Annotated in this window: 20 protein-coding genes; 8 read left to right on the forward strand and 12 right to left on the reverse strand. The window is 69.0% G+C overall.

The genetic code is table 11. The annotated features are described in order from the left end of the window. Positions 1 to 64: 64 nt before the first annotated feature. On the reverse strand, positions 65 to 661 hold the full coding sequence (locus ACK4FB_RS06260; RefSeq protein WP_409749276.1) for a type 1 glutamine amidotransferase domain-containing protein: 597 nt from the start codon (positions 659 to 661) through the stop codon (positions 65 to 67). A 106-nt stretch (positions 662 to 767) separates the two neighbouring features. On the opposite strand from ACK4FB_RS06260, the gene ACK4FB_RS06265 reads away from it, so the two are divergent. Beyond that, positions 768 to 1,115 (forward strand): hypothetical protein, encoded by a 348-nt coding sequence (locus ACK4FB_RS06265; RefSeq protein ID WP_409749278.1) that lies wholly within the window; start codon positions 768 to 770, stop codon positions 1,113 to 1,115. 21 nt (positions 1,116 to 1,136) lie between these two features. Here ACK4FB_RS06265 and ACK4FB_RS06270 read toward each other — a convergent pair whose 3' ends face one another. The 4 genes from ACK4FB_RS06270 to glpK all read right to left on the reverse strand — a co-directional run bounded on the left by ACK4FB_RS06270 (position 1,137) and on the right by glpK (position 5,117). Next, entirely contained in the window at positions 1,137 to 2,009 is an 873-nt protein-coding gene (locus ACK4FB_RS06270) for a pirin family protein (RefSeq protein ID WP_409749281.1), read from the reverse strand. 58 nt (positions 2,010 to 2,067) lie between these two features. Further along, the gene (locus tag ACK4FB_RS06275) at positions 2,068 to 2,427 is read right to left on the reverse strand and encodes a DUF6481 family protein (RefSeq protein ID WP_409749283.1); all 360 of its coding nucleotides are present in this window, start codon (positions 2,425 to 2,427) and stop codon (positions 2,068 to 2,070) included. Positions 2,428 to 2,536: 109 nt separating this feature from the next. Further along, positions 2,537 to 3,610: a phosphotransferase family protein gene (locus ACK4FB_RS06280; protein ID WP_409749286.1), complete on the reverse strand. Its 1,074-nt coding sequence runs from the start codon at positions 3,608 to 3,610 to the stop codon at positions 2,537 to 2,539. Between the two features lie 16 nt (positions 3,611 to 3,626). Further along, complete coding sequence (gene glpK, locus ACK4FB_RS06285) at positions 3,627 to 5,117, reverse strand: glycerol kinase GlpK (RefSeq protein ID WP_409749289.1); 1,491 nt, start codon at positions 5,115 to 5,117, stop codon at positions 3,627 to 3,629. 46 nt (positions 5,118 to 5,163) lie between these two features. Here glpK and ACK4FB_RS06290 point away from each other — a divergent pair, with 46 nt between their 5' ends. The 4 genes from ACK4FB_RS06290 to ACK4FB_RS06305 are packed head-to-tail and all read left to right on the forward strand — an operon-like array spanning position 5,164 to position 7,309. Then, a complete protein-coding gene (locus tag ACK4FB_RS06290; protein WP_409749292.1) occupies positions 5,164 to 6,168 on the forward strand; it encodes a threonine/serine dehydratase in 1,005 nt (334 codons plus the stop codon). Then, positions 6,165 to 6,623: a MaoC family dehydratase gene (locus tag ACK4FB_RS06295; protein WP_409749295.1), complete on the forward strand. Its 459-nt coding sequence runs from the start codon at positions 6,165 to 6,167 to the stop codon at positions 6,621 to 6,623. The genes ACK4FB_RS06290 and ACK4FB_RS06295 overlap by 4 nt, the downstream gene beginning before the upstream one ends. 18 nt (positions 6,624 to 6,641) lie before the next feature. Then, a complete protein-coding gene (locus tag ACK4FB_RS06300; RefSeq protein ID WP_409749298.1) occupies positions 6,642 to 6,920 on the forward strand; it encodes a type II toxin-antitoxin system Phd/YefM family antitoxin in 279 nt (92 codons plus the stop codon). Continuing rightward, entirely contained in the window at positions 6,917 to 7,309 is a 393-nt protein-coding gene (locus tag ACK4FB_RS06305) for a type II toxin-antitoxin system VapC family toxin (RefSeq protein WP_409749301.1), read from the forward strand. Before ACK4FB_RS06300 ends, ACK4FB_RS06305 begins: the two co-directional genes overlap by 4 nt. Here ACK4FB_RS06305 and ACK4FB_RS06310 read toward each other — a convergent pair. Next, on the reverse strand, positions 7,306 to 7,704 hold the full coding sequence (locus ACK4FB_RS06310; protein ID WP_409749303.1) for a hypothetical protein: 399 nt from the start codon (positions 7,702 to 7,704) through the stop codon (positions 7,306 to 7,308). The genes ACK4FB_RS06305 and ACK4FB_RS06310 overlap by 4 nt on opposite strands. A gap of 51 nt (positions 7,705 to 7,755) precedes the next feature. Then, on the reverse strand, positions 7,756 to 8,691 hold the full coding sequence (locus tag ACK4FB_RS06315) for a Gfo/Idh/MocA family oxidoreductase (RefSeq protein ID WP_409749306.1): 936 nt from the start codon (positions 8,689 to 8,691) through the stop codon (positions 7,756 to 7,758). Positions 8,692 to 8,841: 150 nt separating this feature from the next. Here ACK4FB_RS06315 and ACK4FB_RS06320 point away from each other — a divergent pair, with 150 nt between their 5' ends. Continuing rightward, positions 8,842 to 9,981: a mannose-1-phosphate guanylyltransferase gene (locus tag ACK4FB_RS06320; protein WP_409749309.1), complete on the forward strand. Its 1,140-nt coding sequence runs from the start codon at positions 8,842 to 8,844 to the stop codon at positions 9,979 to 9,981. Continuing rightward, on the forward strand, positions 9,947 to 10,813 hold the full coding sequence (locus tag ACK4FB_RS06325) for an alpha/beta fold hydrolase (RefSeq protein ID WP_409749312.1): 867 nt from the start codon (positions 9,947 to 9,949) through the stop codon (positions 10,811 to 10,813). The genes ACK4FB_RS06320 and ACK4FB_RS06325 overlap by 35 nt, the downstream gene beginning before the upstream one ends. Here the strand turns inward: ACK4FB_RS06325 and rimM are convergent, their stop codons facing one another. From rimM to ffh, 3 genes are all read right to left on the reverse strand, one after another. Continuing rightward, positions 10,814 to 11,341: a ribosome maturation factor RimM gene (gene rimM / locus ACK4FB_RS06330; protein ID WP_409749315.1), complete on the reverse strand. Its 528-nt coding sequence runs from the start codon at positions 11,339 to 11,341 to the stop codon at positions 10,814 to 10,816. It abuts the gene before it with no gap. Positions 11,342 to 11,480: 139 nt separating this feature from the next. Continuing rightward, positions 11,481 to 12,053, reverse strand: a complete 573-nt coding sequence (rpsP, locus tag ACK4FB_RS06335) for a 30S ribosomal protein S16 (protein ID WP_021697921.1) — start codon at positions 12,051 to 12,053, stop codon at positions 11,481 to 11,483. Positions 12,054 to 12,078: 25 nt separating this feature from the next. Beyond that, positions 12,079 to 13,602, reverse strand: a complete 1,524-nt coding sequence (gene ffh / locus ACK4FB_RS06340; RefSeq protein WP_409749318.1) for a signal recognition particle protein — start codon at positions 13,600 to 13,602, stop codon at positions 12,079 to 12,081. A gap of 345 nt (positions 13,603 to 13,947) precedes the next feature. Here ffh and ppc point away from each other — a divergent pair, with 345 nt between their 5' ends. Further along, positions 13,948 to 16,647: a phosphoenolpyruvate carboxylase gene (gene ppc / locus ACK4FB_RS06345; RefSeq protein ID WP_409749321.1), complete on the forward strand. Its 2,700-nt coding sequence runs from the start codon at positions 13,948 to 13,950 to the stop codon at positions 16,645 to 16,647. 1 nt (position 16,648) lies between these two features. Here the strand turns inward: ppc and ACK4FB_RS06350 are convergent, their stop codons facing one another. After that, complete coding sequence (locus ACK4FB_RS06350) at positions 16,649 to 17,302, reverse strand: Crp/Fnr family transcriptional regulator (protein ID WP_409749324.1); 654 nt, start codon at positions 17,300 to 17,302, stop codon at positions 16,649 to 16,651. A gap of 73 nt (positions 17,303 to 17,375) precedes the next feature. Further along, a complete protein-coding gene (locus ACK4FB_RS06355; protein ID WP_409749327.1) occupies positions 17,376 to 17,579 on the reverse strand; it encodes a hypothetical protein in 204 nt (67 codons plus the stop codon). Positions 17,580 to 17,686 lie beyond the last annotated feature (107 nt).

Here is a 17,686-nt window from a genome sequence, read left to right on the forward strand (position 1 = left end):
GCGCCAGCCATATAAAGATATCCTTATATCTTCAAGTGGTCTCGGCCCGTGAGCCGCAGGTCCGTCAGTGGGCGACGGGTCGATCCGCGTCCCTGGCCGCCTCGGCCTGTCCTTCGTGGCGGCCCTCGGCGAACTCCTCGATCATCTTGGCGCAGAAGGCGGGCAGATCGTCGGGGTCGCGGCTGGTGACCAGACCCTCATCCACCACGACCTCCTCATCCACCACCTCGGCGCCGGCGTTGCGCAGGTCCGTGCGAATGGTCTTGTAGCTGGTCAGCTTGCGGCCCTCGACCACGCCGGCGTCGATCAGGATCCACGGCGCGTGACAGATGGCCGCCACCGGCTTCCCGGCGTCGAAGAAGGCGCGCACGAATTTCAGGGCGTCCTCATCCACACGCAGGGTATCAGGGTTGTGGGCGCCGCCCGGCAGCAACAGCCCGGCGTAGGCCGAAGCGTCCGCCGCGCTGACCGCACGGTCCACCTTGAACGTGTCGCCCTTGTCGAAATGGTTGAACCCTTGAATCTCGCCCTGCTTGGGCGAGACGATCTCCACCGTCGCGCCCGCGTCCTTGAGCGCCTTCATGGGTTCGGTCAGCTCGACCTGTTCAAAGCCGTCGGTGGCCAGGATGGCGATGGTCTTGCCATTGAGAGTCTCTGCCATGATGCGGTCCTCCTGTGGTTGCTCGCATGAGCCTGACCAACAACGTAGACGGCCATGGGTTGCGGCCACGCTTGGAGAACGGGCGGATACGCCGCATCTTGTGATCATGCGCATTCTGACCGGACTGATCCTGACCGGCCTGACCGCCTCCGGCGCGGCTCACGCCCAGATTGCGCCCTACGGGGTCGATCCCCACCGCTATCAGGTCGAGCGGCATCAGGCCCGGATGGAGAGTTTGCGCCTTCAGGCCGACGCCCGCGCAGACACGGCCCGCCGCCTGGATACGGAGACGCGCCTCACCCTGCGCGAACTTGAGGCGCGCCGTCAGTCGCCGACGCCCTATGTGGAATATGCGTCCCCGCCCGTCGAACCGGCCGTGACGGCCGAACGCCATCGCCGCACCCGCGAGGCCGTGACCCAGATCGACGACTGGCTGGCGCGTACCCCCGACTGATCCGTGAGGAACGCGGGCGCCTCAGACCGGCGGCGGCGGGCCGAAGCGCCCGGCCTGATAGTCCTGAACAGCCTGAATGATCTCTTCGCGGGTGTTCATCACGAACGGCCCGTGGGCGAAGACGGGCTCGCCGATGGGCGCCGCATGGCCCAGCAGGACCACCGCGTCGCTTGAGGCCTCGATGCGCACCCCGTCGCCGTCATCGTTCAGCGCGGCGAGGTTCCAGGCAGCGACCGGAGAGCCCCCCACAGTCACATCACCACGGACCCCATAGAGGAAGACGTTCCGCTCCCGGGCGATCGGCGCCTCGAAGATCCCGCCTGGCTTCAGCCGCACCACCGCCATCTGGACGTCGATCAGCGACTGGATCGGCGCCTCGGTCCCGACCCATCGGCCCGAAACCGCCTCGACGGTCACGCGGCCGTCGTCCAGTTCCACCTTGGGAATGTCGTGGGCCTGAAGCCCCACATAGTTGGGCGCCGTCATCTTCAGCCGTGACGGCAGGTTCACCCACAGCTGCAGGATTTCCATGGGCCCGCCGTCGCGCTTGAAGCTGGCGGGCGACAACTCGGCGTGGATCAGGCCGGAGCCGGCCGTCATCCACTGCACGCCGCCCGGACCGATGATGCTTTCACCGCCGCCGCTGTCCGCGTGGGACAGTTCGCCATCCAGAATGAAGGTGACGGTCTCGAAGCCCCGGTGCGGGTGCGGCCCGAACGGCAGGCCCCGGTTGCCCGGCGCATAGGTCTGGGGGCCGTGATGGTTCAGGAACAGGAACGGATCCACCTGCGGCAGGTCCGGTCCCGGCAACGGGCGACGGGTGATCAGGTCGCCGATGTCATCCCGCTGGGCGGGATGCAGGCGGGCGACGGTGCGGGATGTGAGCGCGGTCATCCGCCACAGATAATGTGGCGGATGCGGCCTGACCAGATGTCTTCAGGGCGTGAAAGGCTTAGCGGCCGGCCTTGCGGCGGGCGTAGCGGGCGTCGCGCGCCGCCTTCTGCTCGGCCTTGGTCAGGGCCTTGCGTTCCTTGCGGGCGCCGCGGCGTTCGGCGTCGACGGCCTCCTGGGCCTCCTGCGCCTCGGCCTGGCGGGCGGCTTCCTTCTCGGCGGCCAGACGCTTCTTCTCGGCCTTCTCCGCCTCATGCTGGGCGCGAATGGCTTCTTTCTCGGCGGCGCGCTTGGCGGCCAGCTTGTCGAACTCGGGGTCCGGCTGGGCGGGCTTGGGCTTGAAGCCTTCCAGAAGCGCTTTCTTGCGGGCCTGCTGGGCCGCGATGCGGTCGGTAAAGCCGGTCTGTTTCAGATCTCTCATGCGGAGCGAGAATTTCCAGTGCTGCGTGCGGCGCAGCCGGGGCGGCGCTCAAGGAAGCGCGGGCTAACGCGGAATTGGGGCGATAATCAAGACAACGCGCGAGAAAGACTCAGGCGCCGGCCTTCTGTGCGAAGCCCCAGGCGGCCTCCGACAGGGGGTGAACCTGTGCGGCGGTGGCCACCGCCTGGGGGCTGGAGGCGGTGCCGTCGCGCACCCGCCCGGCGATGCCCTGACAGATGGCGGCCAGACGGAACAGGTTGTAGGCCATCAGCCAGTCCAGATTGTCGGGCCGCATGCCCGTGGCGGCGGCGTAGCGGTCCACCGTCTCCTCCACCGTCGGAATGCCCAGCGCTTTCAGGTCCGCCCCGCCCACGCCGTTGCGCTGGCTGGCCGGAATGACCCAGCCGATCAGATAGTAGGACAGGTCCGCCATGGGATCGCCCAAGGTCGACAGCTCCCAGTCCAGCACCGCCAGAACCTCGGGCTGGTCCGGGGCCAGGATCATGTTGTCCAGCCGCCAGTCGCCATGGACGATCCGCGCGGGGCTCTCCGGCGGCAAACTGTCGGGCAGGAAGGCCATCAGCCGGTCCATGGCGGGAATGGTCTCGGTTTCGGAGGCCGCATACTGCTTGGACCACCGCCCCACCTGCCGGGCGAAATAGTTGCCGGGCCGGCCGTAGTCGCCCAGACCCGCCGCCTCCGGATCAATGGCGTGCAGCCGGGCCAGCGTATCCGTCTGGGCCTCATAGATCGCCCGCCGCTGATCGGGCTCCATGCCCGGCAGTTTCAGGTCCCACAGGACGCGGCCCTCCACCTTGTCCATCACATAGAACATGGAGCCGATGACGCCGGCGTCCTCGCACAGGGCGTAAGGCCGGGCGACGGGAAAACCTTGCTTGGCCAGGGCCGAGATGACCCGGAATTCCCGGTCCACCGCATGGGCCGAGGGCAACAGATTGCCCGGCGGCTTGCGGCGCAGCACATAGGTCCGGCCCGGCGTGACCAGCTCATAGGTGGGGTTCGACTGTCCGCCCTTGAACTGGTTGACGCTCAGCGGCCCGGCGTAGTCCGCCACATGCTCCGCCATCCAGCGCTCCAGCGCGGCGGTGTCGAAGGCGTGGCGGGGATCGACGGGGCGGGTGCCGGCGAAGGCGGCCTGGGGGTCGGGCGTTTCCATACTCATCTTCTTTTTCTTGAGATCAGGCGGCGGCGATGGCGGCGCGGACCGCCTTGTTCCAGCCGGTCAGCAGGCGGTCGCGGTCTTCCGGCTTCATGCGGGGCGTCCAGCAGGCGGGCGCCTCGCCCGAGGCGCGGGGCAGGTCGGTGGTCAGGCCGCAGCCCAGCGCCGCCAGCCGCGCGGCGCCCAGGGCGGTCATCTCCTGAAAGGCGGGACGCTCCACCGTCACCTCGCAGATGTCGGCCACGAACTGCATGGCGAAGGCGTTGGCTGTGACCCCGCCGTCAACCTTCAGCACCGCCGGGCGCGGCGAGCCGTCGGCGGCGAGCGCATCCAGCAGATCGCGGGTCTGGTAGGCCAGGGACTCCAACCCCGCCCGCACCACATGGGCCGGGCCGGTCCCCCGCGACAGGCCGGTGATGGCCCCGCGCGCCTCGGCGTTCCACCACGGCGCGCCCAGACCGGTGAAGCCGGGCACCAGATAGACCCCGCCGTTGTCGCTCAGGGACTGCGCCACCCCTTCGGAATCCCGCGAGGCGCCGATCAGGCCCATCTGGTCCCGCAGCCACTGGATGGTGGATCCGGCCGAGAAGATCGCGCCTTCCAGCGCATAGGCGGTGCGGCCGCCGACCCGGTAGCCCAGGGTCGTCAACAGGCGATTGGTGGAGGCCACCGGCGTGTCGCCCGTGTTGACCACCAGAAAGGCCCCGGTGCCGTAGGTGATCTTGGCCTCGCCCGCCTCCAGCGCCCCGTGGCCCACCAGCGCCGCCTGCTGGTCCCCGGCGCATCCGGCGATGGGCAAGGCCTGGCCGAACAGGCTGGGTTCGCTCTCGCCCAGCACCTCGGCGCAGCCGCGGATCTCCGGCAGGGCGAAGGCCGGAACCCGGAACAGGTCGCACAGATCCTCGCGCCACTGCACCGTCTTCAGGTCCATCAGCAGGGTGCGTGAGGCGTTGGACGCATCGGTGACGAAGCTGCGCCCGCCAGTCAGGTTCCAGATCAGCCAGGCGTCGATGGTGCCCAGACACAGTTCGCCCGCCTCGGCCCGGTCGCGGGCGCCGGGAACCGCATCCAGCAGCCAGGCGAATTTGGTGGCCGAGAAATAGGGGTCCAGCACCAGCCCCGTGGCCGCCTGGACCATGGCCTCATGACCCGCCTCGCGCAGGCCCGCGGCCACGTCGGCGGTGCGCCGGTCCTGCCAGACCACGGCCCGGTGCAGCGGCTCGCCGGTTTTGCGGTCCCACAGCACGGCGGTCTCGCGCTGGTTGGTGATGCCGATGGCCGAAAACCGCGCCGCGCCGCCCGCCTTGCGGATCACCTCGCGGCAGGTCTGCAGCGTGGCGCGCCAGATCTCGGCGGCGTCGTGCTCGACCCAGCCGGAGTGCGGAAAATGTTGCGCCAGCTCGATCTGGCTGACGGCCACGGGGCGCACCGCGTCCTCCACCGCCCCCTCGAAGGCGATGGCGCGGGTGGAGGTGGTGCCCTGGTCGATGACGAGGATCAATCCGCTCATGGACGCCACCTTAGCGATGATCCGCGCGTTACGCTAAGTGAGGTTCATGGCCGATTCCGCTCCCTCCTTCGAAGGCGTTCTGGACGCCGCCCGCCAGATCGCTCCCGCCGCCGTGCGCACGCCCCTGATCGAGCATCCCGCCCTGAACGACCGGGTGGGCGGACGGGTGCTGCTGAAGGCCGAGACCCTGCAGGTCGCCGGCAGCTTCAAGTTCCGCGGCGCCTGTAACCGCATCAGCCGCCTGACCGAGGACGAGAAGGCGCGCGGGGTGGTGGCCTATTCCTCGGGCAACCACGCGCAGGGGGTCGCGGCGGCCGCCCGTGCGGTGGGAACCCGCGCCCTGATCGTCATGCCGTCCGATTCCCCCGCCGTGAAGGTGCAGGGCGTACGCGCCTTCGGCGGCGAGGTGCGCCTGTACGACCGCTGGACCGAAAGCCGCGAAGAGATCGGCGCGGAGATCGCCCGCGAGCGGGGCTGCGTGCTGGTGCCGCCCTTCGACGACCCCTTCGTCATCGAGGGGCAGGGGACCACGGCGTTGGAAATTCTGGACCAGGCGGACGCCATGGGCGCGGGACCGGTGAATCAACTGTTGTGCGGTGTTTCGGGCGGCGGCCTCATGGCCGGAATCAACCTTGTGCTGGAGGCCCGCAGTCCCGACACCCGCGCCGTGGTGGTGGAGCCCGCCGGCTTCGATGACCACGGCCGCTCCCTGGCCCAGGGCGCCCGCGCCACCCATGGGGCGGCGACCCCTTCCATCTGCGACGCCCTGATGGCGCCCATGCCGGGCGAACTGACCTTCCCCATCAATCAGCGCCGGGTGCAGGATTCCCTGACCGTCACCGACGCCGAGGTGGCCGAGGCCATGCGTTTCGCCTTCCGCTGGCTGAAACTGGTGGTGGAGCCCGGCGGCGCCGTGTCCCTGGCCGCCCTGCTGGCGGGCAAGATTCCGGCCGCAGACCGCACCACCGTGGTCATGCTCACCGGCGGCAATGTTGACCCCGCGCTGTTCGCCGCCATCATCGAGAACCGTTTTCCCGGAGACACGCCATGACGCCCATCGCCCCGTCCGCCCTGTCCGGCCTGATCGGAACCGAGGTGGGCGTCTCGGACTGGATCACGGTGGATCAAGCCCGCATCGACGCCTTCGCCGACATCACCGAGGATCGCCAGTTCATCCATGTGGACCCCGAGGGGGCGAAGGCCACGCCCTTCGGCGGCACCATCGCCCACGGCTTCCTGACCCTGTCGCTGCTGTCGCGCATGTCCTTCGACGGCGTGGCCCCGCTGGAAGGCGTGGTGATGGGCGTCAACTATGGATTCGACAAGGTCCGCTTCCTCGCCCCCGTGCCGTCCGGGTCGCGCATCCGCGCCCGGTTCAGACTGCTCGCCGCCGACGACAAGGGGGGCGGCCGCTGGCTGCTGAAACACGAGGTCACCGTCGAGATCGAAGGCGGCGACAAGCCCGCCCTCATCGCCGAATGGCTGGGCATGCAGATGGTGGGGTGAATTGAATTGGACCACCGGATGGTCCATATTCTTGCCATGCCCCACGTCCCCCTGTCCGAAGCCAAGGGCCGCCTGGCCGAACTCGTTCGTCGCGCGGAGGCGGGCGAGGAAGTCGTGGTGACGCGCAACGGACACGAGGTGGTTGAACTCGTGCGCCGCCGTCCAAGGCTCAGCCGCGAGGAGAAGGTTCAGTTGATCCGCAAGCTTCAGAAAGCCGCGCAGGCGAAGCTGCCACCTGATTTCGACGCCGCGCGCAGCCAGGATTTTCTCTATGGTGACGACGGTCTGCCCGGGTGATCGCCGTCGACAGCTCAGCTCTGATCGCAGTGGTCGCAGGCGAAAAACAGGCGGCGGGCTGCGAGACGGTCCTTCTGAGCGGCCCGCTCGTCATGTCGGCGGCCACCCTGACCGAGTCACTCATCGTGGCGGCCCGAAAGGGCGTGTCTGAAGAACTCCGTGCGCTGCTCGCCCTGCTCGAACTTGAGATTGAGGACGTCACACCGGAATTCGCCGAGCTCGCCGCCGCTTCCTACATCCGCTGGGGCAAGGGCTTCCACACGGCGCACCTGAATTACGGCGACTGTTTCAGCTACGCCGTGGCTCAGCTTTACGATTGCCCGCTTCTCTACATCGGTGACGACTTCGCCCAGACGGATGTGACCGGCGCATTGGACCGAGGATCCTAGTTCGACCAGCGCGGACGCACATTCAGAGCGACAAGAGCCGAGACAAAGGCCGCCACCGCCCCGATGGGACCGATGAAGCGCCAGTTCTCGCTCGGTTCAGGGAAGGTGAGGATGGAGATGGCAAAGCCCGTGATCGTCGCTGTCATCACCCACAGGATTTTGGAGCGCATCCATCTGGAAATGGCGCCGCTCACGGCGCCGGTCAGCAAGGCCGGAACGATCCCGAAGGGATAACCCGCCAGTGCCGCGAGGGGCAGGAGCAGGAGGTCATCAAGACCAACCGGTTGCCTGGACCCGAACAGGGCGAACGCGACTACGATCACTCCGCCGACATAACAGCCGACGATGGCGAATACCCCTGCAACCATCCAGACAGATCCGCGCGGCGCTTGCATGGTCGCTATGATCGATCACACGCCCCAACGTGTCGCGGCGGCATAACGCCGCTATTCCCCCAGACACCGCAGCGCCACTTCCAGATTCTTCAGCCCGTCCTGACCGGTGACGGCGGGTGGCTCCCCCGTGCGAATGGCGTGCACGAACGCCTCCAGCTCCAGCTTCAGCGGCTCGGCGGGCCAGCTGTTCAGCATGCGGGTGGAGTAGGAGCCGTCGGCCTGCTGGCCGAAATACTCGGTCACCTGACGGGTGATCAGGTCCGCCACCACGAACTTGCCCCGGGTCGCCACCTGCAGGGTGCGGGTCTTGTAGGGGGTCAGCCAGTTGGTGGTGATGTGGGCGATGACCCCGTTCTCCAGCCGGAACTGCAGCAGGGCGGTGTCCTCGCGCTCGGCGCGGGTGCGGGCCAGCTGGGGCTGGACCTCGGTGATCTCCGAACCGGTCAGGTGGCGGATGATGTCGATGTCGTGCACCGCCAGATCGATGACAACGCCCACCTCGCCCATGCGCGGCGGGAACGGCCCGACCCGCGTGACCTGGATGGAGATGACGTCCTCGTCGGCGATGGCCCGGCGCACCGTCTCCACCGCCGGATTGAAGCGCTCCACATGGCCGACCATCAACACGCGGCCGTTCGCCTTGGCCGCGTCAATCATCCGCTGCGCGTCCTCGACCGTCGGCGCGATGGGCTTTTCCACCAGCACGTGAACGCCCTTTTCCAGCAGGGCCACGCCAAGGTCGGCGTGGAAGCGGTTGGGCGTCGCCACCACGGCGCAATCCAGTCCGGCGTCCACGAAGGCCTCGGCGGTGGTCACGGCGGCCGCGCCGTACAGATCCGCCACCCCCTGACCTGTGACGGCGTCCGGATCAAAGATGGTGGTCAGGTCCACACCCTGGACCTCGGCCAGGACGCGGGCGTGATTGCGGCCCATGACGCCGGCGCCGGCGACGCCGGCCTTGAGGGTCTGGGGAGCGGACTGGGGCATGGTCTGGCCTCGGCTGAAAACGTCTGGGCGCCTCCTAACAAGCCAGAGCCGCCCGCGCCACGCCCGGCCGCTCAACTCCGGTTGCCGCTTGCTACGCGTTAACCTTTTTCTCTAGGGTGCCCATCGGGAGCTTTTGGGGAGGGCTGAAGGATGGACCACAGCGTCCTGCCGGTGATCCTGTGCGGCGGGTCGGGCTCGCGCCTGTGGCCCCTGTCCACCGCCGAGCGGCCCAAACCTTTCCACGCCATCGCGGGGGACGAAACCCTGTTGCAGGCCACGGTGCGCCGCCTCGCGCCCTCGCCCGCCGCACCGTTCCTGGCGCCGATCATCGTCTGCGCTGCGGCCCATGAGGATCTGGTGCGGGGGCAGCTGCGCGCCATCGGCGTCCGGCCCGCCATGATCCTGACGGAGGCAGAACCCGGCGGCACGGCCATGGCCACGGCCTGCGCCGTCCGGGCCGCCATGGAAATCGCGCCGGACGCGGCCGTCCTCGTCGCTCCCGCCGACCACCGCATCGAGAGAACACAGGACTTCCGCGCCGTCGTCCTGGCCGCCGCCACAAGCGCGGGCGACCACATCGTCCTGTTTTCGGCCCGGCCCGAAGCGCCCGAAACCGGCTATGGTTACATGCGCGCCGGCCCGGCGCGGCCCGGCGGGCTTCGCCGCATCGACCGCTTCATTGAGAAGCCCGAGCGGGAGACGGCCGAGGCCATGATCGCCCAGGGGGACTGGGGCTGGAACATGGGATTGTTTCTGGGGCGCCCGGCCGTCTTTCAGGACCAGATCGCTCTCCATGCCCCCAGAGTCGCCGCCCGCGCCGAGGCGGCATGGTCCGGCGCCCGGCGGCGGGGCTCGCGCATGACCCTGGCCGCCGCGCCCGGACCATCCATGTCGCTGGACCGGGCGGTGATCGAGCACAGCGACGCTCTGGCCATGATCGCCTGCGACGTGGGCTGGCGCGATGTGGGCTGCTGGAACGCCCTGTGGTCCGCATCCGGCCGCGACCTCGCTGACAATCACCTCAAGGGGGCGGCCACGGCGGTGGAGTCCTCCGGCTGTCTGGTCTGGAGCGGCGGGCCGCCGGTGGCTGTCATCGGCATGACCGACGTGGTGGTGGTCTCCACCCCCGGAGGGGTGCTGGTCATGCCCCGGTCCCGCGCCCAGGAGGTGGGCGTCCTGTCCGGCGCCCTGCCGGTTCGGGTCTTTAATTCCGCTGTCGATGAATTAGGGTCAGCGCCCCAACAGGGAGCGCCCCATGATCTATGCCGACCGCCGCTGGACCTCCGATGAGCTGAGCCTCTACGCCCGCGACTATGCAGGCGCCGAGGGGCCTGCGCGCCTGCCGGTGATCGCCATCCACGGCCTGACCCGCAACAGCGCCGATTTCGGAACCATCGCCCCCCTGATCGCCGCCACCGGCCGCCGGGTGCTGGCGCTGGATGTGCGCGGGCGGGGGCGCTCGGACCGCGCCGCCGACCCCATGACCTATCAGCCGCCGGTCTACGCCAGGGACGTCCTCGCCCTGATGGATCAGGCGGGCATCGGGCAGGCGGTGTTTCTCGGCACCTCCATGGGCGGCCTGATCACCATGGTCCTGACCGCCGCGGTCCCGGACCGGGTCGCCGCCGCCATCCTCAACGACATCGGCCCGGAGGTGGCGCCCGAGGGCCTGGCCCGCATCGCGTCCTACACGGGTCAGAAAGTGGAAATCCGCAACTGGGACGACGCCGCCGACTACGCCCGGCGCACCAACGGCGCGGCCCTGCCGCACTACGGCCCCGACGACTGGATGGCCTTCGCCCGCCGCGTCTTCCGCGAGGGCCCGGACGGCGTTCCGGTGCTGGACTACGATCCCGACATCACCGTTCCCATGCGTGCGGCGGGCAAGGAGGCCCTGGTCCCCGACCTGTGGCCCGCCTTCCGCAATCTGGGGCAGGGCCGCAAGCTCCTGCTGGTGCGCGGCGCCACGTCGGACCTGCTCAGCCCCGACATCGCCGCCCGCATGCGCGAGGCCGCCCCGCACATGGACTTCGTGGAAGTCCCCGGCGTCGGCCACGCCCCCATGCTCGAGGAACCGACGGCGCGCGACGCGATCCTCGCTTTCCTCGCGGACGCCGACTGATCAGTCCGGCTCGCGCTCGCCCACCTCGGCCGGGCGCACCGCCAGAATCCAGCCGTCGGCGATGTGCAGTTCGGGCGTCGCCTCGAGGGTGAAGGGCAGGTACCAGGTCTGGCCGCCCTCGGCCGGCGTGATCTCCAGCATGTCCGAGGCGCCGAAATTCTGCACCGCCTTGATCCGCCCCAGCACGCGCCCGTCCGGGTCCCGCGCCTCCAGCCCGATCAGGTCGGTGACATAGACCTCGTCCTCGTCCGGCGCGGGAAAGCGCTCGCGGGGCACGAACAGCTTCAGGCCGCGCAGGGCGTCGGCCTGCTCCTTGGTCTCGATCTCCTTCGCCCGGCCGATCACCGCGCCCTTGGCGGCGCGGGCCGTGGTCAGGGTCAGGCCGACCCCTCCGTCGGCGCGCAGCAGCGGGCCATAGGCCTTCAGCGCCAGCGGATCGGCGGTGAAGGCGGTCACCCGCACCTCGCCCCGCACCCCGAAGCCTCCGGCCACCTGGCCCACGAGGATGAGTTTTGCGTCGGACATCATCCAGAACTCCGCTCATCCCGGCGAAGGCCGGGATCCAGATCGTAAGGCGCCCGCCGGAAACGGAAAGGAGCAGCGCCTCGGTGGGAAACGCTGCTCCTGACTTTTCCGGATCCCGACCTGCGCCGGGAAGGGCGGCAGATTAAGCCTCGGTTTTTTCCTCGGTCGCCTCTTCGGCGGCGGGGGCCTCCTCGGCGGCCGGAGCCTCTTCAGCCGCGGCTTCAGCCGGGGCGGCCTCTTCAGCAGCGGGGGCCTCGGCGGCGGGCTCTTCAGCGGCCGGGGCTTCTTCTTCCTTCGGCGCGGCGGCGGCGGCTTCAGCAGCGGCCTTGGCCTCTTCCTTGGCGGCGGCTTCGGCCTCGGCGCGGTCGGTTTCACGCTGGGCGCGCTCGGCGGCGCGCTCCTGCGCCTTCTTGCCGGGCTTGGCGCGGTTCGGGTTGTTGCCCTGGGTCCAGGTGACCTGACCGGCGAGGGCCTCGTCCTGGCTCAGGAAGCGGGCCACGCGGTCGGTGGGCTGGGCGCCCTTCTTGAGCCACTCCGAGATGCGGTCGGCCTTCAGCTTCACGCGGGGCTCGGCGTGGTCCTTGGGCAGCATGGGGTTGTAGCTGCCCACGCGCTCGATGAATTTGCCGTCGCGCGGCGAGTGGGAGTCGGCCACCACGATGTGGTAGTAGGGGCGCTTCTTGGCGCCACCGCGGCTCAGGCGAATCTTCAGCATTTTCAGTCTCTTTCGTTAAAGGTCGTTATTTCTTCGGAGGGAATCCGGGAAGGCCGGGAAGCCCGCCGGGGGGTAGGTCGGGGCCGCCGGGCGCACCCAGGCCCGGCAGCATCGATTTCAGTTTCTCGGGGTCGGGAGGCGGCAGCTTGCCGCCGCCCATGGCCTGCAGCCGGGCCATGTCGGGGCCGCCGCCCCCCATACCGCCCATGCCCATCATGGCGGCCATCTTCTGCAGGTTCTTGCCGCCGCCCTTGGACAGCGCCTTGACCGCGTCGGCCATCTGGCGGTGCTGTTTCAGCAGACGGTTGATCTCCTGCACCTCGACCCCGGCGCCCGCGGCGATGCGGCGCTTGCGGCTGGCGTTCAGCACGTCCGGCTTCTTGCGCTCGGCCTTGGTCATGGAGCTGATGATGGCTTCCTGACGCGAGATCACCTTGTCGTCGATGTTCGCATTGGCCATCTGGGCCTTCATCTTGGCGGCGCCGGGCAGCATGCCCATGATGCCCTGCAGTCCGCCCATGCGCTTCATCTGCGCCAGCTGGCCCGCCAGATCGTCCAGATCGAACTGACCCTTGGCCAGCTTTTTGGCCATCTTCTCGGCCTTGACCTGGTCCAGCTCCTCGGAGGCCTTCTCCACCAGGGCCACGATGTCGCCCTGGCCGAGGATGCGTCCGGCCACGCGGCGGGCGTCGAACACCTCCAGCGCGTCGACCTTCTCGCCGGCGCCCAGATATTTGATCGGCAGGCCGGTGACCGCCCGCATGGACAGCATGGCGCCGCCGCGGCCGTCGCCGTCCGCGCGGGTCAGGATCAGGCCGGTCAGGGGCAGGCGCTCGTGGAAGGCCCGGGCCGTGCGCACCGCGTCCTGGCCGGTCAGGCTGTCGGCCACCAGAATGGTCTCGACGGGCTTCGAGATGGCGGCGACCTCGGCCGCCTCGGCCATCATGGCCTCGTCCAGGGTGGTGCGTCCGGCCGTGTCCAGGATCAGGACATCGAAGCCCTGCAGCTTGGCCGCCTGAAGGGCGCGCCGGGTGATCTGGACCGCGCTCTCGCCCTTGACGATGGGCAGGGTGGCCACGTCGATCTGCTTGCCGAGGGTCTCCAGCTGCTCCATGGCCGCCGGACGCCGGGTGTCCAGCGAGGCCATCATGACCTTCTTGCGCTCGGTCTTGGTCAGCTTCAGCGCCAGCTTGGCCGACGTCGTGGTCTTGCCCGAGCCCTGCAGGCCGCTCATCAGGATGACGGCCGGCGGTGTGGCGTTCAGGTTCAGCGGAACCGGCTCTTCGCCGCCCAGCATCTCGATCAGGCCGTCGTGGACGATCTTGATGACCTGGTCGGCCGGCTTGACCGAGCGGATCACGTCCTCGCCCTGGGCCCGTTCCGAGGCGAAGGCGATGAAGTCCTTGACCACGGGCAGGGCCACGTCGGCCTCGAGCAGGGCCACGCGCACCTCGCGCATGGCCTCGGCGATGTCCTTTTCGGACAGGGCGCCGCGACCGGTGATCCGGTCGAAGACGCCTGTCAGTCGCTCGTTCAGAGCCTCGAACATTCACAAACCTCGTTTGGCGATGAACCAGGCCCCATAGAGAAACGGCCTCTGGCGACGATCACGTCGGCAGAGGGTTCTCGCCATCCTCGTCCACATCCTTTTGCGCTATCGCTCGGCTCGCGGAGCCTCGCTGCTTGAGCGCGGGATCGGGGTCGTGATGGTGGAGACGCGAAGGTTCACTTGCGCCGGAAGCGGCGGCTTATGCGCGATTTCCCGCCGTTTGTCGAATCCGGATCGATCCGGCGCACAAACCGTTTCAGTCGCGCAAAAAACGCGCTGGTTCTATCGCCACCGGCCCCCCGTTGGGGTCAGACTGTGCGCCTTCCCGCGCTTTCAGGACACACCATGACGCCCACCGCCGCCGCCGACGAGACCTTGCGTGACGAAATCCGCCTTCTGGGCGCGATGCTCGGCGAGGTCATAAAGAGCGAGGGCGGGCAGGCGCTTTACGACCGCATCGAGGCGGTGCGCCAAGCCTCCGTCGCTTATCACCGCGACGACGACGGCGACGCCGAGGCGCTGGAGGCCCTGCTCAAGGATATCGATCTGGATCAGGCGGTGGGTCTGGCCCACGGCTTCGCGGCCTTCTCGCTGCTGGCCAACATCGCCGAGGACCGGGCCGGCAAGCGCCGCGCCCTGGATCAGGCCGAGGCCGCCGCCCGGCCCGACACCCCCGCCGGGGCTCTCAAGCGCCTGTCCGATCAAGGCGTGGGCATGGGCGAGATCCGCGAGTTGCTGTCACACGCCCTGATCTCGCCGGTCCTGACCGCCCACCCGTCGGAGGTGCGCCGCAAGAGCGTCATCGACCGCATCGCCGGGGTCAGCGATCTGCTGGACGCCTGCGACAAGGGCGGGGCCGCCTGCGACATCGAACAGCGCAACGCGGGCCTGCGCCGCCAGATCGTCATCCTGTGGGCCACCCGTCTGGTGCGCCAGAGCCGGCTGGTGGTGCAGGACGAGATCAACACCGTGGTGTCCTTCCTGGAACGGGTGTTCCTGAACGTGGCCCCGGAGCGGCTGCACGCCTGGCGCGACCTGCTGGAGGCCCCCGACCTCAAGCCCTTCCTGAAGATCGGCAGCTGGGTCGGCGGCGACCGGGACGGCAATCCCAACGTCAACGCCGAGGTGCTCAGCGCCGCCTTCCGCACCCAGTCCCGCGCCGTGCTCGCCCACTACATGGATCAGGTGCACGCCTTGGGCGCGGAGCTCAGCCTGTCCGGCGCCCTGGCCCGCATCAGCCCCGAGATGAAGGCCCTGGCCGAGGGGTCCGGCGACACCTCCGACCACCGCGCCGACGAGCCTTATCGCAAGGCGCTCAGCCACATCTACGCCCGGCTGTCGGCCACCTTCCCGCTGCTGACCCGGGTTCCGGCCCCCCGTCCCGCCCGCTTCGAGGCCCCGCCCTATGAGGGCCCCGCCGGTTTCCGCGCCGATCTTCAGGTGCTGCACGCCTCCCTGACCGAGAACCACGGCGCGGTGTTCGCCGACGACTCCCTCAACCGCCTCATCACCACCGTGGACGTGTTCGGCTTCCACATGGCCACGGTGGACCTGCGCCAGAACTCCGACGTGCACGAGCGTGTGGTGGCCGACCTGCTCAAGGTGGCCGGGGTCACGGGCGACTATCTGGCGCTCGACGAGGAGGGCCGGCTGGCCCTGCTGGCCGCCGAGCTGACATCCTCCCGCCCGCTGTTCTCTCCCTATGCGGACTATGACGAGGAAACCCTCAAGGAGCGGGCCATCCTGGCCGCGGCGGGCGAGGCCCTGCGGCTCTACGGCCCCGACGCCGTGCGCACCCACATCGTGTCCAAGACCACCTCGGCTTCGGACATGCTGGAGGTCTATCTGCTGCTCAAGGAGGTCGGCCTGTACCGCCCCAAGGCGCCGGAACAGTGCCCCATCCAGGCCGCCCCCCTGTTCGAGACCATCGAGGATCTGCGCGCCTCCCAGCCGACGCTGGAGCGCCTTCTGGCCGAGCCGTCCGCCCGCGCCGTCGCCCGGGCGCGGGGCGTTCAGGAAGTGATGATCGGCTATTCCGACTCCAACAAGGACGGCTCCTACCTGACCTCCACCTGGGAGTTGCACGAGGCCTCCCGCGCCCTGCTGGACGTGACCCGGGCGGCGGGGCTCAAACTGCAGCTGTTCCATGGCCGGGGCGGCACCGTCGGCCGGGGCGGCGGCTCGTCCTTCGCGGGCGTGCTGGCCCAGCCCCAAGGCACCGTGGCCGGCCGCATCCGCATCACCGAACAGGGCGAGGTCATCGCCAACAAGTACGGCGAGCCCGAGGTGGCGGCCCGCAATCTGGACGCCCTGACATGCGGCGTGCTGCTGAACTCCCTGCGGCCGCCCGCCGACGACAGCCTGACCGGACGCCACGGCGAGACCATGCAGACCCTGTCGCGCGCCTCCATGGCCGCCTACCGGGCCGTGGTCTATGATGCGCCCGGCTTCGTGGACTATTTCCGCGCCGCGACCCCCATCGCCGAGATCGCCGACCTCAAGATCGGCTCGCGCCCGGCCTCCCGCTCAACCTCCGCCGCCATCGAGGATCTGCGCGCCATTCCCTGGGTGTTCAGCTGGTCCCAGTCGAGGGTCATGCTGCCCGGCTGGTTCGGGTTCGGCTCGGCGGTGAAGTCGGCGGACATGGAGGAACTGCGCGCCATGGCGGCGGACTGGCCCTTCTTCAAAACCCTGGTCCAGAACCTGGAGATGGTGCTGGCCAAGGCCGACATGTCCATCGCCCGCCGCTACGCCTCGCTGGTGCCCGACAAGGCCCTGGCCATGCGCGTCTTCGGCGCCATCCAGTCCGAGCATGACCGCACGCGCGACGCCGTGCTGGCCATCACCGGCCATGACGACCTGCTGGGCGGCCAGCCCGAGCTGGACCGCCTGATCAGCCTGCGCATGCCCTATGTGGAGCCGCTGAACCACGTGCAGATCGAGCTGATCCGCCGCCGCCGCGCCGGCGACGACGATCCCCGCGTGCGCGAAGGCATCCTGCTGACCATCAACGGCGTGGCAGCGGGCCTGCGGAACAGCGGCTGAGTTAGCTTCGCGGCAACGGCCAGACGTCGTTCCAGCGAGCGCGGCTGGCGTCCAGGCATTCGCAGGCGCGCGCCTCGACGCCCGGCCGGTCGAGAATGGCGACGCGGCCGCGCTTCTGCTGGATCAGGCCAAGAGCCTGCATCTCGCCGGCGATCTGGCTGACAGTGGTGCGCTGGACCGCCAGCATCTGGGCCAGGAACTCCTGGGTCAGGTCGATCTCGTCGCGGCCCGCCTGATCGCAGGCCGCCACCAGCCAGCGGCAGAACCGCGCCTCGGCCCGGTGCCAGGCGCGGCAGGCCACCGATTGCTGGGCCTGATTGGCCAGACCTTCCAGATACTGGATCAGGGCGCGCCCGAACGCAGGGCGCGCGTCCACGATGCCGAGGAAGTCATCCACGGCGATCTTCAGGGTCGAGCCGGACACCTGGCAGATGGCCCGCGTATAGATCGGCAGGCCCGCGAGAGCCGGTCCGGCGCCGAGCACCCCCTCACGCCCCACCATGCCGCATTCCACCGCATCGCCCTCGCGGAGCAGGGTGATGAGCGAGATCACGCCGCTCTCGACGAAATACAGGTGCTGGATGGTGTCGCCGGGGTCGTAGAACAGGTACCCGCTGACCATGGCTTCGCGGGTCAGGAAAGGGGAGATGGCCATGCGATCGGACTCGCTTAGCGCTCCCAGCAGGCGGTTGGCCGTGAGTGTCTGGTTCGTCAGCATGTCGGGCGGCCTAGTCCGGGACTTTGAGATCGTCGGCGGTGACCTGCATCGGCTGGCCCCCCTCGGCCCAGAACTCGACGCCCCCGCGATGCGGGGCCGCAGCCAGCAAGTCGAGGGCGTGACGGCGCGCGGCATGATCGTCGGCGCAGTCGTTGAAGTCCAGCATGGCTGAAACGCCGGCCGCGTCCATAAACATGAATGTGTAGATACTCACTGACGCCCCTTGCACAGCCCCTTGCGCACTTAAACTCACCCATAGGTGGTTCCTGCCAAGCTGTCTGTCTGGAGCCCGACAGAAGGGCGTGTACGAAGAAAAAAGGC

It is taken from the genome of Brevundimonas sp., assembly GCF_046299535.1.
Classification (GTDB): Bacteria; Pseudomonadota; Alphaproteobacteria; order Caulobacterales; family Caulobacteraceae; genus Brevundimonas.

Bases quoted from the DNA above. Each gene is read 5' to 3' on its own strand.
- ACK4FB_RS06260 (WP_409749276.1), bottom strand. From the start codon at position 661: ATGGCAGAGACTCTCAATGGCAAGACCATCGCCATCCTGGCCACCGAC.
- ACK4FB_RS06265 (WP_409749278.1), top strand. From the start codon at position 768: ATGCGCATTCTGACCGGACTGATCCTGACCGGCCTGACCGCCTCCGGC.
- ACK4FB_RS06270 (WP_409749281.1), bottom strand. From the start codon at position 2,009: ATGACCGCGCTCACATCCCGCACCGTCGCCCGCCTGCATCCCGCCCAG.
- ACK4FB_RS06275 (WP_409749283.1), bottom strand. From the start codon at position 2,427: ATGAGAGATCTGAAACAGACCGGCTTTACCGACCGCATCGCGGCCCAG.
- ACK4FB_RS06280 (WP_409749286.1), bottom strand. From the start codon at position 3,610: ATGAGTATGGAAACGCCCGACCCCCAGGCCGCCTTCGCCGGCACCCGC.
- glpK (WP_409749289.1), bottom strand. From the start codon at position 5,117: ATGAGCGGATTGATCCTCGTCATCGACCAGGGCACCACCTCCACCCGC.
- ACK4FB_RS06290 (WP_409749292.1), top strand. From the start codon at position 5,164: ATGGCCGATTCCGCTCCCTCCTTCGAAGGCGTTCTGGACGCCGCCCGC.
- ACK4FB_RS06295 (WP_409749295.1), top strand. From the start codon at position 6,165: ATGACGCCCATCGCCCCGTCCGCCCTGTCCGGCCTGATCGGAACCGAG.
- ACK4FB_RS06300 (WP_409749298.1), top strand. From the start codon at position 6,642: ATGGTCCATATTCTTGCCATGCCCCACGTCCCCCTGTCCGAAGCCAAG.
- ACK4FB_RS06310 (WP_409749303.1), bottom strand. From the start codon at position 7,704: ATGCAAGCGCCGCGCGGATCTGTCTGGATGGTTGCAGGGGTATTCGCC.
- ACK4FB_RS06315 (WP_409749306.1), bottom strand. From the start codon at position 8,691: ATGCCCCAGTCCGCTCCCCAGACCCTCAAGGCCGGCGTCGCCGGCGCC.
- ACK4FB_RS06320 (WP_409749309.1), top strand. From the start codon at position 8,842: ATGGACCACAGCGTCCTGCCGGTGATCCTGTGCGGCGGGTCGGGCTCG.
- ACK4FB_RS06325 (WP_409749312.1), top strand. From the start codon at position 9,947: ATGATCTATGCCGACCGCCGCTGGACCTCCGATGAGCTGAGCCTCTAC.
- rimM (WP_409749315.1), bottom strand. From the start codon at position 11,341: ATGATGTCCGACGCAAAACTCATCCTCGTGGGCCAGGTGGCCGGAGGC.
- rpsP (WP_021697921.1), bottom strand. From the start codon at position 12,053: ATGCTGAAGATTCGCCTGAGCCGCGGTGGCGCCAAGAAGCGCCCCTAC.
- ffh (WP_409749318.1), bottom strand. From the start codon at position 13,602: ATGTTCGAGGCTCTGAACGAGCGACTGACAGGCGTCTTCGACCGGATC.
- ppc (WP_409749321.1), top strand. From the start codon at position 13,948: ATGACGCCCACCGCCGCCGCCGACGAGACCTTGCGTGACGAAATCCGC.
- ACK4FB_RS06350 (WP_409749324.1), bottom strand. From the start codon at position 17,302: ATGGCCATCTCCCCTTTCCTGACCCGCGAAGCCATGGTCAGCGGGTAC.